The 13,303-nt window shown below is 61.1% G+C and carries 15 protein-coding genes; 8 read left to right on the top strand and 7 right to left on the bottom strand.

The genetic code is table 11. The features are described 5' to 3' along the window. The 7 genes from KUIN1_RS17650 (at position 1) to KUIN1_RS17620 (ending at position 5,546) form a co-directional block, all read left to right on the top strand. Positions 1 to 1,161: a protein-glutamate methylesterase/protein-glutamine glutaminase gene (locus KUIN1_RS17650; RefSeq protein ID WP_004408097.1), complete on the top strand. Its 1,161-nt coding sequence runs from the start codon at positions 1 to 3 to the stop codon at positions 1,159 to 1,161. Continuing rightward, complete coding sequence (locus KUIN1_RS17645; protein WP_003436124.1) at positions 1,161 to 1,901, top strand: flagellar motor protein; 741 nt, start codon at positions 1,161 to 1,163, stop codon at positions 1,899 to 1,901. Before KUIN1_RS17650 ends, KUIN1_RS17645 begins: the two co-directional genes overlap by 1 nt. A 6-nt stretch (positions 1,902 to 1,907) precedes the next feature. Further along, on the top strand, positions 1,908 to 2,795 hold the full coding sequence (gene motD / locus KUIN1_RS17640) for a flagellar motor protein MotD (RefSeq protein WP_004408098.1): 888 nt from the start codon (positions 1,908 to 1,910) through the stop codon (positions 2,793 to 2,795). 45 nt (positions 2,796 to 2,840) lie between these two features. Continuing rightward, positions 2,841 to 3,629 carry a ParA family protein gene (locus tag KUIN1_RS17635; RefSeq protein WP_003316833.1) on the top strand — a complete coding sequence of 263 codons (789 nt, stop codon included), beginning with the start codon at positions 2,841 to 2,843 and terminating at the stop codon, positions 3,627 to 3,629. 75 nt (positions 3,630 to 3,704) lie between these two features. Then, positions 3,705 to 4,607, top strand: a complete 903-nt coding sequence (locus KUIN1_RS17630) for a CheW domain-containing protein (protein WP_004408099.1) — start codon at positions 3,705 to 3,707, stop codon at positions 4,605 to 4,607. A 57-nt stretch (positions 4,608 to 4,664) separates the two neighbouring features. Continuing rightward, on the top strand, positions 4,665 to 5,144 hold the full coding sequence (locus tag KUIN1_RS17625; RefSeq protein WP_003370201.1) for a chemotaxis protein CheW: 480 nt from the start codon (positions 4,665 to 4,667) through the stop codon (positions 5,142 to 5,144). Then, positions 5,145 to 5,546 carry a DUF2802 domain-containing protein gene (locus tag KUIN1_RS17620; RefSeq protein ID WP_003412376.1) on the top strand — a complete coding sequence of 134 codons (402 nt, stop codon included), beginning with the start codon at positions 5,145 to 5,147 and terminating at the stop codon, positions 5,544 to 5,546. A gap of 419 nt (positions 5,547 to 5,965) precedes the next feature. Here KUIN1_RS17620 and KUIN1_RS17610 read toward each other — a convergent pair whose 3' ends face one another. Together KUIN1_RS17610 and fnr are read right to left on the bottom strand one after the other, a co-directional pair. Continuing rightward, positions 5,966 to 6,514 (bottom strand): adenine phosphoribosyltransferase, encoded by a 549-nt coding sequence (locus tag KUIN1_RS17610; RefSeq protein ID WP_152092141.1) that lies wholly within the window; start codon positions 6,512 to 6,514, stop codon positions 5,966 to 5,968. 61 nt (positions 6,515 to 6,575) lie between these two features. Then, the gene (gene fnr / locus KUIN1_RS17605; protein WP_004408100.1) at positions 6,576 to 7,310 is read right to left on the bottom strand and encodes a fumarate/nitrate reduction transcriptional regulator Fnr; all 735 of its coding nucleotides are present in this window, start codon (positions 7,308 to 7,310) and stop codon (positions 6,576 to 6,578) included. 152 nt (positions 7,311 to 7,462) lie between these two features. Between fnr and KUIN1_RS17600 the strand changes: the two genes are divergently transcribed. Continuing rightward, complete coding sequence (locus KUIN1_RS17600; protein ID WP_024640094.1) at positions 7,463 to 7,930, top strand: chemotaxis protein; 468 nt, start codon at positions 7,463 to 7,465, stop codon at positions 7,928 to 7,930. A 14-nt stretch (positions 7,931 to 7,944) separates the two neighbouring features. On the opposite strand, the gene hemN is transcribed toward KUIN1_RS17600, so the two are convergent. The 5 genes from hemN to KUIN1_RS17575 all read right to left on the bottom strand — a co-directional run bounded on the left by hemN (position 7,945) and on the right by KUIN1_RS17575 (position 13,294). After that, complete coding sequence (gene hemN / locus KUIN1_RS17595; RefSeq protein ID WP_096127467.1) at positions 7,945 to 9,327, bottom strand: oxygen-independent coproporphyrinogen III oxidase; 1,383 nt, start codon at positions 9,325 to 9,327, stop codon at positions 7,945 to 7,947. 95 nt (positions 9,328 to 9,422) lie between these two features. Next, on the bottom strand, positions 9,423 to 10,106 hold the full coding sequence (locus KUIN1_RS17590; protein ID WP_004408104.1) for a sulfite exporter TauE/SafE family protein: 684 nt from the start codon (positions 10,104 to 10,106) through the stop codon (positions 9,423 to 9,425). Beyond that, entirely contained in the window at positions 10,099 to 10,302 is a 204-nt protein-coding gene (gene ccoS / locus KUIN1_RS17585; RefSeq protein ID WP_004408106.1) for a cbb3-type cytochrome oxidase assembly protein CcoS, read from the bottom strand. Before ccoS ends, KUIN1_RS17590 begins: the two co-directional genes overlap by 8 nt. Further along, positions 10,281 to 12,755, bottom strand: a complete 2,475-nt coding sequence (locus KUIN1_RS17580) for a heavy metal translocating P-type ATPase (RefSeq protein WP_024642992.1) — start codon at positions 12,753 to 12,755, stop codon at positions 10,281 to 10,283. Before KUIN1_RS17580 ends, ccoS begins: the two co-directional genes overlap by 22 nt. 2 nt (positions 12,756 to 12,757) lie before the next feature. Then, positions 12,758 to 13,294: a FixH family protein gene (locus tag KUIN1_RS17575; RefSeq protein ID WP_011268427.1), complete on the bottom strand. Its 537-nt coding sequence runs from the start codon at positions 13,292 to 13,294 to the stop codon at positions 12,758 to 12,760. Positions 13,295 to 13,303 lie beyond the last annotated feature (9 nt).

The raw sequence follows: 13,303 nt of genomic DNA, 5'->3' as shown, positions 1-13,303 counted from the left end.
ATGGCAGTCAAGGTCCTGGTGGTGGATGATTCCGGTTTTTTCCGCCGCCGCGTTACGGAAATTCTTTCTTCGGACCCCAACATTGTAGTGGTCGGCACCGCCACCAACGGCAAGGAAGCGATTGAGCAGGCGCTGGCGCTCAAGCCGGATGTCATCACCATGGACTACGAAATGCCGATGATGGATGGCATTACGGCAGTTCGCCATATCATGCAGCGTATCCCCACCCCGGTATTGATGTTCTCGTCGCTGACGCACGAAGGTGCGCGCGTGACGCTGGATGCTCTTGATGCCGGTGCGGTGGATTTTCTGCCCAAGAATTTCGAAGATATCTCGCGCAACCCGCAGAAGGTCAAGCAACTGCTGTGCGAGAAAATCAATAGCATTTCACGTAGCAACCGTCGTTCCAGCGGGTTCGGTTCAGCCAGTGCAGCTCCGGCCGCACCGGCGCCGTCGACGTTGTCCAGCCGCGCCTCTGCGCCAGCCCCGGCACCTGCCAGGGCGGTACCGTCACGCACTGCGACACCTGCTGCGGCTCCAGCCGCCCCGGCCAGTCATGCGCCGGCGCACCCGACGACTTCCGGCACGGCCAAGCGCAAGGCCTACAAGCTGGTGGCCATCGGCACCTCAACGGGCGGCCCGGTTGCGCTGCAACGGGTGCTGACCCAACTGCCAGCCAATTTCCCGGCACCACTGGTGCTGATTCAGCACATGCCTGCGGCGTTTACCAAGGCATTTGCCGAGCGTCTCGACAAGCTGTGCAAGATCAGCGTCAAGGAAGCCGAAGACGGCGACGTATTGCGTCCTGGTCTGGCGCTGCTGGCGCCGGGTGGCAAGCAGATGATGGTTGACGGACGCGGTACGGTGAAGATTCTGCCGGGCGACGAGCGCCTCAATTACAAGCCCTGTGTCGACATCACCTTTGGCTCTGCCGCCAAGTCCTACGGCGACAAGGTGCTTTCGGTGGTCTTGACCGGCATGGGCGCTGACGGCCGTGAGGGCGCGCGTCTGCTCAAGCAGGCCGGCAGTACCGTGTGGGCTCAGGATGAAGCGAGCTGCGTGATTTATGGCATGCCGATGGCCATCGTCAAGGCTGAGCTTGCGGACGCGATCTACAGTCTCGACGACATCGGTCGGCACTTGGTAGAGGCTTGTCTCTGATGGATGTACTGAGTCTTATCGGTCTGATTCTGGCATTTGTCGCAATCATTGGTGGCAATTTTCTCGAAGGCGGACACCTCGGTGCCTTGCTCAATGGCCCGGCGGCGCTGATCGTGCTGGGCGGTACACTCGGTGCTTCGCTGTTACAGTCGCCGATGAGCGCGTTCATGCGTGCCATGAAGATCATCCACTGGATCATTTTCCCGCCACGTATCGACCTGCCCGGTGGTGTCGACCGGGTCATCGGCTGGAGCATGACTGCCCGCAAAGAGGGCTTGCTGGGTCTGGAAACCGTAGCCGATTCCGAGCCCGACGGTTATGCCCGCAAAGGTTTGCAACTGTTGGTCGATGGTGCCGAGCCGGCAGCGATTCGCAGCATTCTCGAAGTGGATTTCATCACTCAGGAAACCCGCGATATTCAGGCTGCGAAAGTATTCGAAAGCATGGGCGGCTACGCGCCGACCGTGGGTATCATCGGCGCAGTCATGGGCCTGATTCATGTCATGGGCAACCTGGCTGACCCCAGTCAACTGGGCAGCGGTATTGCGGTGGCCTTTGTCGCCACGATCTATGGTGTGGCCATGGCCAACCTGATCCTTCTGCCAGTGGCGAACAAGCTCAAGGCCATTGCCCACCGTCAGGCGCGCTATCGCGAAATGTTGCTTGAAGGTCTTTTGTCCATCGCCGAGGGTGAAAACCCGCGCTCCATCGAACTCAAGCTGCAAGGCTTCATGGAGTAACAGCGCATGGCTCGCCGTCGTCAGGTCGAAGAACACGAAAATCACGAACGCTGGCTGGTGTCGTATGCCGACTTCATTACCCTGTTGTTCGCGTTTTTCGTGGTGATGTACTCGATTTCCTCGGTCAACGAAGGCAAGTACAAGATTCTGTCCCAGGCATTGGTCGGCGTATTCAACGACACCGAGCGCACCATGAAGCCGATCCCCATCGGTGAGCAACGCCCGGTCTCGATCAAGCCCGCCGAGCCGCTGGTCAAGGACAGCGAGCAGACTGACGCCGGCATAGGTCAGGCGTCCGATGACCCGTTGCAGACCATCGCCCAGGACGTGCGCGATGCCTTCGGTGACCTGATCAAGTCCGACCAGATGACTGTGCGCGGCAACGAACTGTGGATCGAGATCGAGCTTAACTCCAGCATGCTTTTCGGCAGCGGCGATGCGATGCCCAGCGACAAGGCCTTCACCATCATTGAAAAGGTCGCCGGGATCGTCAAACGCTTTGACAACCCGATCCATGTCGAGGGTTTTACCGACGACCAGCCGATCAGTACTGCACAGTTTCCGACCAACTGGGAACTGTCTTCGGCGCGTTCTGCCAGCATTGTGCGCATGCTGGCCATGGACGGCGTCAATCCGGCGCGACTCGCCTCGGTGGGCTACGGTGAGTTTCAGCCGATCGTTCCCAACACCAGCACCGCCGGACGCGCCAAGAACCGCCGTGTAGTGCTGGTTATCTCCCGGAATCTGGATATTCGCCGCAGCCTGACCAGCGCCGGATCAGCCAATGTGCAGCCGGATGCTGCATTGCGGCGTGCTGGCACACAAACTGCACCGGTGCCAGCAAAGCCGCCGGTACGCGCGAACGCCGTCAATTCTCCGTCACCCGCCCCCTAAACATCGTATCGGTATGGTCGTCGCTGTACGGAAGGAAAACAATTAATGAGAGTCTGGGCAGTAGCCAACCAGAAAGGTGGAGTCGGAAAGACCACCACGACCATTGCCCTGGCCGGTTTGCTGGCCGATTCAGGCAAGCGCGTGGTGGTGGTCGATCTGGACCCTCACGGCTCCATGACCAGTTATTTCGGGCATAACCCGGACGAGCTGGAACACAGTGCTTTCGATCTGTTCCTGCATAAAGGCGCGGTGCCGGACGGTCTTCCCGGCCAGTTGCTGCTGCCTACCAGCGACAAACGTATCTCGCTGATACCGTCCAGCACTGCACTCGCCACGCTGGAACGCCAGTCACCCGGCCAGAGCGGCCTGGGCCTGGTTGTCGCGAAAAGCCTGGCTCAGTTGTGGCAGGATTTTGACTATGCGTTGATCGACAGTCCGCCGCTGCTGGGCGTTCTCATGGTCAATGCACTGGCGGCCAGCCAGCAACTGGCGATTCCGGTGCAAACCGAGTTTCTGGCCGTGAAAGGTCTGGAGCGCATGGTCAATACGCTGACCATGATCAACCGTTCGCGCAAGGTGCCGCTGCCTTACACCATCGTGCCGACCTTGTTCGACCGCCGTACCCAGGCCTCGATGGGCACCTTGAAACTGTTGCGTGACAGCTTCCCCGAGCATGTCTGGCAAGCCTATGTGCCGGTCGATACCCGACTGCGCGATGCCAGCCGTCTGGGTCTTACGCCGTCGCAGAACGACAGCAAGAGTCGTGGTGTGATCGCTTACCGGGCATTGCTCAAGCATATGCTCGCCGAGCAGCTCAATGCGCAGGTGGCCTGACGTGAACGCCTACTCTTTCTACATTGTTTGCTCAAGTGATGCCTCAATGCGGCCGATAACTCTATCAGGCTGCACATGCTCCATTTTTTGTTGGGCCCCGGTATGAACCGCCCTGTAGAAGTAGCAACACGACCCAAACTGGCATTGCAGTCCTATCTGGACGCATTGCTGTACGACGCGACTGAGGTGCTCGAAGAGCCCGTCAGCAGCATCGATGAATTTCAGGCGGCTGTGCTCGAAGAGCAGGCCTTTGATGCGCGGATGCAGGCGCAGATCAAACCGCTGGCGGTCGCGGTTGCCGCACCGGCTGCGGTGGCTGTCGAGGTACAGGTCGCAGCGCCTGCGCCAGTGGTTGAAGTCGCTCCGGTGATTGTTGCCGAAGCGGTGCAGGTTGACGTGGCTCAGGTTGAAGAGGCAGTGCCCACCGTTGCGCTGGTGGAGCCGGTCGCCGAGTTGAGCACGCTGGCAGCCCAGCGCACTCCGACGCCACCGCCGACCAGCGATGGTCGTCCGGCATGGGCTGCCGAGCCGTTCGAATGCCTGTTGTTCGATGTGGCCGGTCTGACACTGGCGGTGCCGCTGGTGTGCCTGGGGTCGATTTATCCGCTGGCGGGGCAGGAGCTGACGCCGCTGTTCGGTCAGCCGGACTGGTTTCTCGGGATCCTGCCGTGCCAGGCAGGCAACCTGAAAGTGTTGGATACCGCGCGCTGGATCATGCCTGATCGCTACCGCGACGATTTTCGCCAGGGATTGCAGTACGTGATTTCGGTGCAGGGGTACGAGTGGGGGCTGGCGGTGCATCAGGTCAGCCGTTCGTTGCGTCTTGATCCGAACGAGATCAAATGGCGCGCGCAGCGAGGTCATCGTCCATGGCTGGCGGGTACGGTCATCGAGCACATGTGCGCGTTGCTGGATGTTGCAGAGTTGGCCGAGCTGATAGCCAGTGGCGCGGTCAAGCAGTTGAACAAGTCGAAATAATCATGGGTCGATGCCAGTGGCATCACCTGCAAAGAACACACGTGAGGGGTTGGGGTTATGAATAAGTCGTCTGCACAAGGTTCCGAAGATCCTATTCTGCAATGGGTCACGTTCCGCCTGGATAACGAGTCCTACGGCATCAACGTAATGCAGGTGCAGGAAGTGCTGCGCTACACTGAAATCGCCCCGGTGCCGGGTGCGCCAAGCTACGTATTGGGCATCATCAACCTGCGCGGTAATGTCGTGACCGTGATCGATACCCGTCAGCGTTTTGGCCTGGCCCCGGTTGAAGTCAGCGACAATACGCGTATCGTGATCATCGAAGCCGACAAGCAAGTGGTCGGTATCCTGGTCGATAGCGTGGCTGAAGTGGTTTACTTGCGTCAGTCAGAAGTTGAAACTGCGCCTAACGTCGGTAACGACGAATCGGCCAAGTTCATTCAGGGCGTTTGCAACAAGAACGGCGAGCTGTTGATTCTGGTTGAACTGGACAAAATGATGTCCGAAGAAGAGTGGTCCGAGCTGGAGAACATCTGATTGATCTTTGAGGTAGCTGTCGTCTTTCTGGGCATTCTCTGGGTTGTCACCCTGTTTATGTTCCTGGCCCATACCAGGCGTCAGCGCAAGCTCGACGCCGAGCGTGATGACGCGGCTGCCTTGCGGGATCAGCGGATCAAGGAGTTGGCCAGACGCCTGGACAACTACCAGAACGGTACGGTGCGCATGGGCGAAGCGTTGCATGAGCTGCGTGCCGTCGTTGCGCCGTTGCCGGACAAGCTCACTGCTCTGGAGCAGCGCGATCCCTCCACGCTGTCCTTCGCCCAGGCCGCCCGTCTGGTCGGCATGGGTGCCAGCATCGATGAGCTGACCCAGTCCTGCGGCCTGACCCAGGCCGAAGCGCAACTGATGACCAAACTGCACGGCAATACAGCGAGCTAGTTTCTCGTTCGGATGGCTATCGTTCCCATGCTCCGCGTGGGAATGCAGTTCGTGACGCTCCGCGTCACACAGTGTTTCTGTGATGTCAGGTAGATTGGGGTTCGACTCAAGTCACCTTTTCGCCCCTCGGCGACTCACTTTGAGGGACCAAAGTGAGCAAAGTCCTTCGCTCCTGTTTCCGGCCCGACTTCGTCGGGTTCCTTCGCCCTGTCACTGATCCGGGGGTCGCCGCAACGCGCCATCCATGGCGCGGTGCGGCTAGCCTGGCGTCCTGCCAGGCTACCCCCGGATCAGCGCCAGGACTCAGCCGTCACTAACGTCGCACTCTGCGTCGTCAGTGCCATCGCGATAAAAAAGCGCATTTACGATAGCCGTGAGCGCTGGACCGTTTGAAACCTGTAACTCTCGTGCCTGTGCCGTTACTGCTCGTCCAGCGCAAACTCGGTCAGGCAGAACGTCGGGATCTTCAGATCGTTAAGACGCATGGAGCCGCCCAGTTCCGGCAGGTCGATAATCGCAGCGGCCTCATACACTTCGGCACCCATACGGCGGATCAGGTTGGCGGCGGCAATCAGCGTGCCTCCCGTCGCGATGAGGTCATCGAACATGACGACCGAGTCGCCTTCGCACAGACTGTCGGCATGCACTTCCAGATACGCTTCGCCGTATTCGGTCTGATACGCCTCGGACAGTACATCGGCGGGCAGCTTGCCTTGTTTGCGAAACAGCACCAGCGGCTTGTTCAGCTGATACGCGATCACCGAACCGATCAGAAAACCCCGCGCGTCCATCACGCCGATGTGGCTGAATTCGGCATCGATGTAGCGCTGCACGAAGCTGTCAATCACCTGACGGGTGGCCTTGGGCGACTGGAAGAGCGGCGTGATATCACGGAAGACCACACCCGGCTTGGGGAAGTCCACGACCGGGCGGATGAGGGATTTGAAGTTCGATTGATCGAAAGTCATCAGGGGGTTCCATGGCAGTTTTGGCCGACAGTTTAAGCCGACCCGCCAAAGATCGCACGTTTCAGCTTTGCATCGACCCGCCAGCCAGCGCACACAGCTCGATGGGGTCGAGGATGTGTATCTCTTTGCCCTCGGCAGAAATCAGCTGATTTTGCTGGAATCGGGTAAATACACGGGACACCGTCTCGACTGCCAGACCCAGGTGATTACCGATTTCATTGCGCGACATGCTCAGGCGGAACTGATTGGCCGAAAAGCCTCTGGCGCGAAAGCGTGCAGACAGATTGATCAGAAACGTGGCGATACGCTCATCGGCGGTCTTTTTCGACAGCAGCAGCATCATTTGCTGATCGTCACGGATCTCACGGCTCATGACGCGCATCAACTGCCGACGCAGTTGCGGCAGTCTTACGGACAGCTCGTCCAGGCGCTCGAAAGGGATTTCGCAGACCGATGTGGTTTCCAGTGCCTGCGCCGAGACCGGGTAAGCCTCGGCGTCCATGCCGGACATGCCTACCAGTTCGCTGGGCAGGTGAAAGCCGGTGAGCTGTTCTTCACCGCTGTCACTGATATTGAAGGTTTTCAACGCCCCGGAACGCACCGCGTAGACCGACTCGAAGGTGTCACCCTGGCGAAACAGAAACTCGCCTTTCTTCAGTGGCCGGCCGCGTTTGACGATCTGGTCAAGGCAGTCCATGTCTTCGGTATTTAACGAAAGGGGCAGGCACAACGGCGCGAGACTGCAATCCTTGCAGTGAGCCTGGGTTTGAGCGCGCAACTTGACTGGCTCGGACATCACTTAATTCCTTGTGGGAAATCACACATAAGCCGTAAGGGTAACTCACCCAGGCTTGTCGGGGCCAGCCTGCAAACCTGTCGGCGTCGTCAAGGTTTCAGGTTGCCTGCCGATAACCCCGTATTCCTTCAGCCAAGCCAGGATGCCTCGTCATGTCAACGACACTCCCGTTGATCAACAGCATTACGATCCGCACTGCGACCTCGCAGACCACCTACAGTAGCGCCGGGCAAAGCACTGCCGAGACGTCGGCGAGCGAGACAAAGGGCGTACAGGTCAATTTGTCGGCAGAAGGCAAGGCGGCTGCGTCATCGTCTTCCAGAAACGCTGATATCGAGCAGAGCGGCCTGCCGGCTTCCGTGCAGAAGATCCTCAAGGCGATTCGCGAACTTCAGCGCAGGATCGAGGAGACCATGGAGCAGATCCAGAAGGCCCTGAATGACCCCAGCCTGAGCCCCGAGGAGCGCAGGACCAAGGCGGCGGCGCTACAGACCGTGCTCAGCACGTTGCAGGCGCAGGTGAGCAATTCCACGGCCGATCTGTCGTCGCTCATGAACAGCCTGGGCTCCAGTGACGGCGACAAGACCAAGGCGGGCATGCTGGTTCTGGCCAAAATGTAGCACTTGGCAACGGGTCATATCACCCGAGAGAACTGCTGTCTGTTCTGCCGGGTCAGGTAGGCATCGAAGACCATGCACACAGCGCGCACCAGCAGTCGGCCCGCCGGTCTGACTTCAATGCCCGTCTCGCTCAGCGTAATCAGCCCGTCGCTGGCCATGCCAAGCAGTTGCGGCCACGCATCGCGGAAATAGTCCCTGAAATCGATGCGGAAAGTCTTTTCGATCTCGCCGAACTCCAGTGTGAAGTGGCAGATCAACTGCTGAATGATCGCGCGCCTGATGCGGTCGTCATCGTTGCAGAGCAGGCCGCGTTTGGTTGCGGGCTGATCGCTGTCCAGCAGCCTTGAATATTCGCTCAGGTCGCTGCTGTTCTGGCTGTACAGCTCGCCGACCTGGCTGATGGCCGAAACCCCCAGCCCGATCAGATCGCAGTGGCCATGCGTGGTATAGCCCTGAAAGTTGCGCTGCAGGGTCAGGTCTTCCTGGGCGGTGGCCAGCTCGTCGTCGGGCAGGGCGAAATGGTCCATGCCGATGTAGCGATAGCCGGCGTTGCCCAATTGTTCGACGGTGCGCTGCAGCATCAGCAGTTTGCTCGCTGCATCCGGCAGATCCGCCGCGTCGATGCGCCGCTGCGGCATGAAGCGCTCGGGCAGATGCGCATAGTTGAACACCGACAGCCGATCAGGCTGCAGATCGATGACCTTGTCCACGGTGTGGCTGAAGGTCTGCGGGTTTTGCGCGGGCAGACCGTAGATCAGATCAATATTCACCGAACGAAATTGCAGCGTGCGCGCTGCTTCAACAATCGCGCGGGTCTCTTCCAGGCTCTGCATGCGGTTGATCGCCCGCTGCACCGTCGGGTCGAGGTCCTGAACGCCCAGGCTGACCCGGTTGAAACCCAGCTCGCGCAGCAGCCCCATCGTCGACCAGTCCGCTTCGCGAGGATCGATCTCGATGCCATAGTCGCCGGAGTCGTCTTCCAGCAGATTGAAATGCAAGCGCAACTGCGCCATCAAGCGGCGCAGTTCAGCATGGCTGAGAAAGGTCGGCGTACCGCCGCCCAGGTGCAGTTGCTCCACCACCTGACCGGGCGCCAGGTGACAGGCGAGCATTTGTATCTCGTGCTCGAGCCGTTGCAGGTAGGCCTGAGCGCGTCCGCGATCCTTGGTGACGACTTTGTTGCAGGCGCAGTAGTAGCAAATATTCGCGCAGAAGGGCAGATGCACGTAGAGCGACAACGGACGTGACGCCTTGCGGCTTTCGCGTAGCGCGTGCAGCAGCTCGAAGGCACCCACTTGGGTATGAAACTGCACCGCTGTCGGATAGGACGTGTAGCGCGGTCCTGCCACATCGTAGCGATGGATCAGGTCTGAATCCCAACGAATGGCGTCAAGCATGCGCGCGTTTCCCGGTCCGGCTGGCGATGTCGCGAGCATACGCAGGAGGCCGAGGGGCGGCGTTGATGTGGATCAAATGGCAAGAGTTACCGGCCTCAATGCCCCATCAGCCAATGCTGATGCGGGCCTGGCAAGGTCCAGATACCGAAGACTATCACCAGCAGCCCTCCCGCCATGCGCACACCACGTTTGCGCAGCAAGGCCGTGGTGCGTTCGGCAGCCAGGCCGGTGGCCAGCAGCACGGGCCAGGTGCCCAGCCCGAAGGCCAGCATCAGCAGCGCGCTGTCGAGAGGATTGCCCTGGCTGGCGGCCCACAGCAGGGCGCTGTAGACCAGCCCGCAGGGCAGCCAGCCCCACAGGGCGCCGAGCAACAAGGCGCGCGGCACACTGGACACCGGCAACAGGCGACTGGCCAGGGGTTGCAAATAACGCCACAGGCCTCGGCCAAGGCGCTCTATATAGGTCAGTCCGCTCCACCAGCCGGCCAGGTACAACCCCATCATGATCAGCAACACGGCGGCGACGATGCGCAGGCCTGTCGCCAGCGGACTTTGCGCGACCGCCCAGCCGACCAGTCCGGAACACACGCCGGCAACGCCGTAGCTGAGAATGCGCCCCAGGTTGTAGGCCAGCAGCAGACGAAACCGGCGGCTGCGCTGTTCTTTGGGGATGGCCAGCGTCAGGGCACCCATCAGGCCGCCACACATACCCAGGCAGTGACCACCGCCCAGCAGCCCGAGAATGAATGCCGAGAACAGCATCGAAGCAAGTTCAAACATCGCGTTTCTCGTCCGCGCCCGACTGGGGAGGCTCAGGCGGGACATGTTCCACAGGCGGCGTGTCATCGAACAATATGCTGTGTGCCGGACCTTCCATGTCGTCGTACTGGCCGCTGTCCACTGCCCAGAAGAACACGTAGATCGCCACGCCCACCAGCAGCAGAGCGGCAGGGATCATGATGTAAAGCGCGGGCATGAAACCTCCGGGGCAGATGGGGAGACAGGCGCACGACGCGACAGGCGGGTCAGGCGCAAGGCGTTGAGCACCACAGTCAGCGAACTGAGCGACATGCCGATCGCCGCCCACACCGGAGTGATCCAGCCCAGCGCCGCGAAGGGCAGCATGAGGCCATTGTACAGACCGGCCCAGAGCAGGTTTTCGATAATGACGCTACGCGTGCGGCGGGCCAGATTCAGGGCGTCGATCAGCACCGGCAAGCGGTTGCACAGCAGCACGGCGTCAGCGCTGGTTTTGGCGAGGTCGGTGGCCGAGCCCATCGCCACGCTGATGTCGGCTGCTGCCATGACCGGTACGTCGTTCACCCCGTCACCGATCATCAGCACTTTGCGCCCCTGAGCCTGAAGCTGGCGCAGCACCTCCAGCTTATCGTCCGGGCGCATGCCGCCACGCGCATCGTCGATGCCCAGCGCCTGCGCGACACTGCCAACCATCGGCGAGCTGTCACCGGACAACAGCAGCGTTTTCCAGCCTCGCGCCCGGCATGCGTGTAACAGGATGGCTGCATCCTCGCGCAGCCGGTCGTCCAGCACCAGCCATGCGAGTGGGCCCTGCGCATCGCCCAGCAACAGCCATTGGCCGGATATTTCAGTTGGCAAGGGCGTTTCAGCGCCGCTCAGCGCACAGACGAAAGCCGCCTCGCCGATGCGCAGCAGATGCCCGTCGACACGACCTTGCAGACCCATCCCCGGTGTGCTGAGCACCTCCTCGGCAGCTCTCGGCGCTCGACCGAAGGCGCGGGCGATGGGGTGCTCGGAGCGGTTTTCCAGGGCGGCCGCCAGCTCCAGGCAGCGATTGGCGTCCAGCTCGCGCAATGGGTGAATGCTGCGCAGCGTCAGGCGTCCTTCGGTCAGGGTGCCGGTCTTGTCGAAGATGACCGTGTCGATCTGGTTGAGGCCTTCGAGCACGTGACCTCGGGTCAGCAGCAGGCCGAGTCTGTGCAGAGTGCCGGTCGCCGCAGTCAAGGCGGTCGGCGTCGCCAGCGACAGTGCGCAAGGGCAGGTGGCGACGAGCATGGCCAGCACGATCCAGACCGCGCGCGATGCGTCCAGCTGCCACCAGATCACCCCGATCAGCGCAGCTGCGATCAGCGATAACAGCAGAAAGGTCTGTGCCGCCCGGTCGGCGATCTGCGCGAGTCGGGGTTTTTCTGCCTGAGCACGTTCGAGCAGTCGGACAATGGCCGAAAGGCGGGTTTCGTGACCCAGCGCCGTCACGCCGATGGTCAGCGGGCTTTCGACATTCAGCGTTCCTGCGGTGACCGCATCGCCTACACTGCGCATTTGTGGCAGGTATTCGCCGGTCAACAACGACTCGTCGACACTGGAGCGGCCTTCGAGGATTTTGCCATCAGCCGGTATCACTGCACCGGGCTGAACCAGCACCCGGTCAGCCAGGTGCAGCTCGCTGAGCATGATGCGCTGGCTCTGGCCGTCATCGCTGAGGCGCAGGCATGAGGCGGGCAGCACGTTTACCAAGTGGGCGGTGGCCGCCGCCGTGCGCTCGCGGGCCCGGCGCTCCAGGTAGCGGCCAGCCAACAGGAACAGTGCAAACATGCCGACGGCATCGACATACAGTTCGCCAGCGCCGGTGACAGCGGTCCAGATCCCTGCGGCGTAGGCCGCGCCTATTGCCAGCGACACCGACACATCCATTGTCAGGTGGCGGCTGCGCAGGTCGCGCAAGGCACCGCGAAAGAACGGTGCGCAACTGTAGAAGACGATCGGCGTGGTCAGAAACAGCGCCACCCAGCGCAGGATGGTGTGCATCTGCGGGCTGAGGTCGATATTGAACTCCGGCCAGGTGGCCATGGTTGCCATCATGGCCTGGAACCACAGCAGGCCGGCGACGCCCAGTTGTCGCAACGCCAGGCGATTATCACTCGCCAGGCGTTCGGCAGCGCGATCGGCCTGCCATGGATGGGCGACATAGCCAATCGCGTGCAGTTCGTTGAGCAATTGGCTGAGGGCAAGCTGGTCGGCGTTCCAGCGCACCAGCAGGCGATGAGTGGACAGGTTCAGCCGCGCTTCGGTCACCCCGGGTAATCGCCCCAGGCGTTGCTCGATCAGCCAGCCGCAGGCCGCGCAACTGATGCCTTCGACAAGCAGGGTGGCTTCGGAGAGGTCGCCGTCGTGGCGCACGAATGGCGCCTGTACGTCGGGGCGATCGTAGAGCGCCAGTTCATCGAGCAATTGGCTGGGCAGGCTTCCCGGGTTGGCCGAGGTTTCACTGCGATGGCGGTAGTAGTTGTCCAGACCGCTGGCAACGATGGCCTCGGTCACTGCCTGACAACCGGGGCAGCACAGCTGTCGGGTTGCACCGAGCACCACCGCGTTGAAATGGCTGCCCGCCGGAACCGGCAAACCGCAGTGGTAGCAGTGCAGCGGCGTGGGAGAGGAGGGCCTGGCCACGTTCAGTCTTTCCGGCGTTGCGCGGCTTGCAGGGGTTCGTCACCGAGGGTCACGTCGTCAGTGCCAATCTGTTCTTCCTCGAACAGGCGCCAGGTCTGCTCGCCTTCGACACCCAGCAGTTCCACAAAACGCCGACCGTTGACCTTGTCCTGCAACTGACCGATGTAACGGCCTGGTTCGGACGGGCTTCGGGTCAGGAACACCCGGCGATCACTGTCAGGGCGCGTGGGTGAAATCAGGTTGAGTTCCAGACGCTCCGGGTTGCTGTTGCCGCTCAGGCGCAGTTCGACTTCGCCGGTCAGCTCATCCATGTGCAGGCGCGCGTGCAGCTTGAGGGTCTGGGCGAGCACTTCGCGATTCAACGAGCGATTTATGCCCTTGCCGGCCTCGTAATAGTTATCGGTGACCAGTGGGTCCGGGTGGGTCACGGCGATGAACACCATCGACAGGCTCAAGGTCACCGAGCCGGTGAGGATGGCGATGATGATCCATGGCCAGAGGTGCCGGTACCAGGGGCTTGCAGCAGTCGCAGCGGGCATGACGGGGCT

The organism is Pseudomonas sp. KUIN-1 (assembly GCF_009176725.1).
Lineage (GTDB): Bacteria > Pseudomonadota > Gammaproteobacteria > Pseudomonadales > Pseudomonadaceae > Aquipseudomonas > Aquipseudomonas fragariae.
This window is presented reverse-complemented; position numbering and strand designations above follow the sequence as displayed.

Coding starts and splice junctions, on each gene's coding strand:
- KUIN1_RS17630 (WP_004408099.1), top strand. CDS start 3,705: ATGCTCCATTTTTTGTTGGGCCCCGGTATGAACCGCCCTGTAGAAGTA.
- KUIN1_RS17610 (WP_152092141.1), bottom strand. CDS start 6,514: ATGACTTTCGATCAATCGAACTTCAAATCCCTCATCCGCCCGGTCGTG.
- fnr (WP_004408100.1), bottom strand. CDS start 7,310: ATGTCCGAGCCAGTCAAGTTGCGCGCTCAAACCCAGGCTCACTGCAAG.
- KUIN1_RS17575 (WP_011268427.1), bottom strand. CDS start 13,294: ATGCCCGCTGCGACTGCTGCAAGCCCCTGGTACCGGCACCTCTGGCCA.
- KUIN1_RS17590 (WP_004408104.1), bottom strand. CDS start 10,106: ATGTTTGAACTTGCTTCGATGCTGTTCTCGGCATTCATTCTCGGGCTG.
- KUIN1_RS17600 (WP_024640094.1), top strand. CDS start 7,463: ATGTCAACGACACTCCCGTTGATCAACAGCATTACGATCCGCACTGCG.
- motD (WP_004408098.1), top strand. CDS start 1,908: ATGGCTCGCCGTCGTCAGGTCGAAGAACACGAAAATCACGAACGCTGG.
- ccoS (WP_004408106.1), bottom strand. CDS start 10,302: ATGCCCGCGCTTTACATCATGATCCCTGCCGCTCTGCTGCTGGTGGGC.
- hemN (WP_096127467.1), bottom strand. CDS start 9,327: ATGCTTGACGCCATTCGTTGGGATTCAGACCTGATCCATCGCTACGAT.
- KUIN1_RS17645 (WP_003436124.1), top strand. CDS start 1,161: ATGGATGTACTGAGTCTTATCGGTCTGATTCTGGCATTTGTCGCAATC.
- KUIN1_RS17650 (WP_004408097.1), top strand. CDS start 1: ATGGCAGTCAAGGTCCTGGTGGTGGATGATTCCGGTTTTTTCCGCCGC.
- KUIN1_RS17635 (WP_003316833.1), top strand. CDS start 2,841: ATGAGAGTCTGGGCAGTAGCCAACCAGAAAGGTGGAGTCGGAAAGACC.
- KUIN1_RS17625 (WP_003370201.1), top strand. CDS start 4,665: ATGAATAAGTCGTCTGCACAAGGTTCCGAAGATCCTATTCTGCAATGG.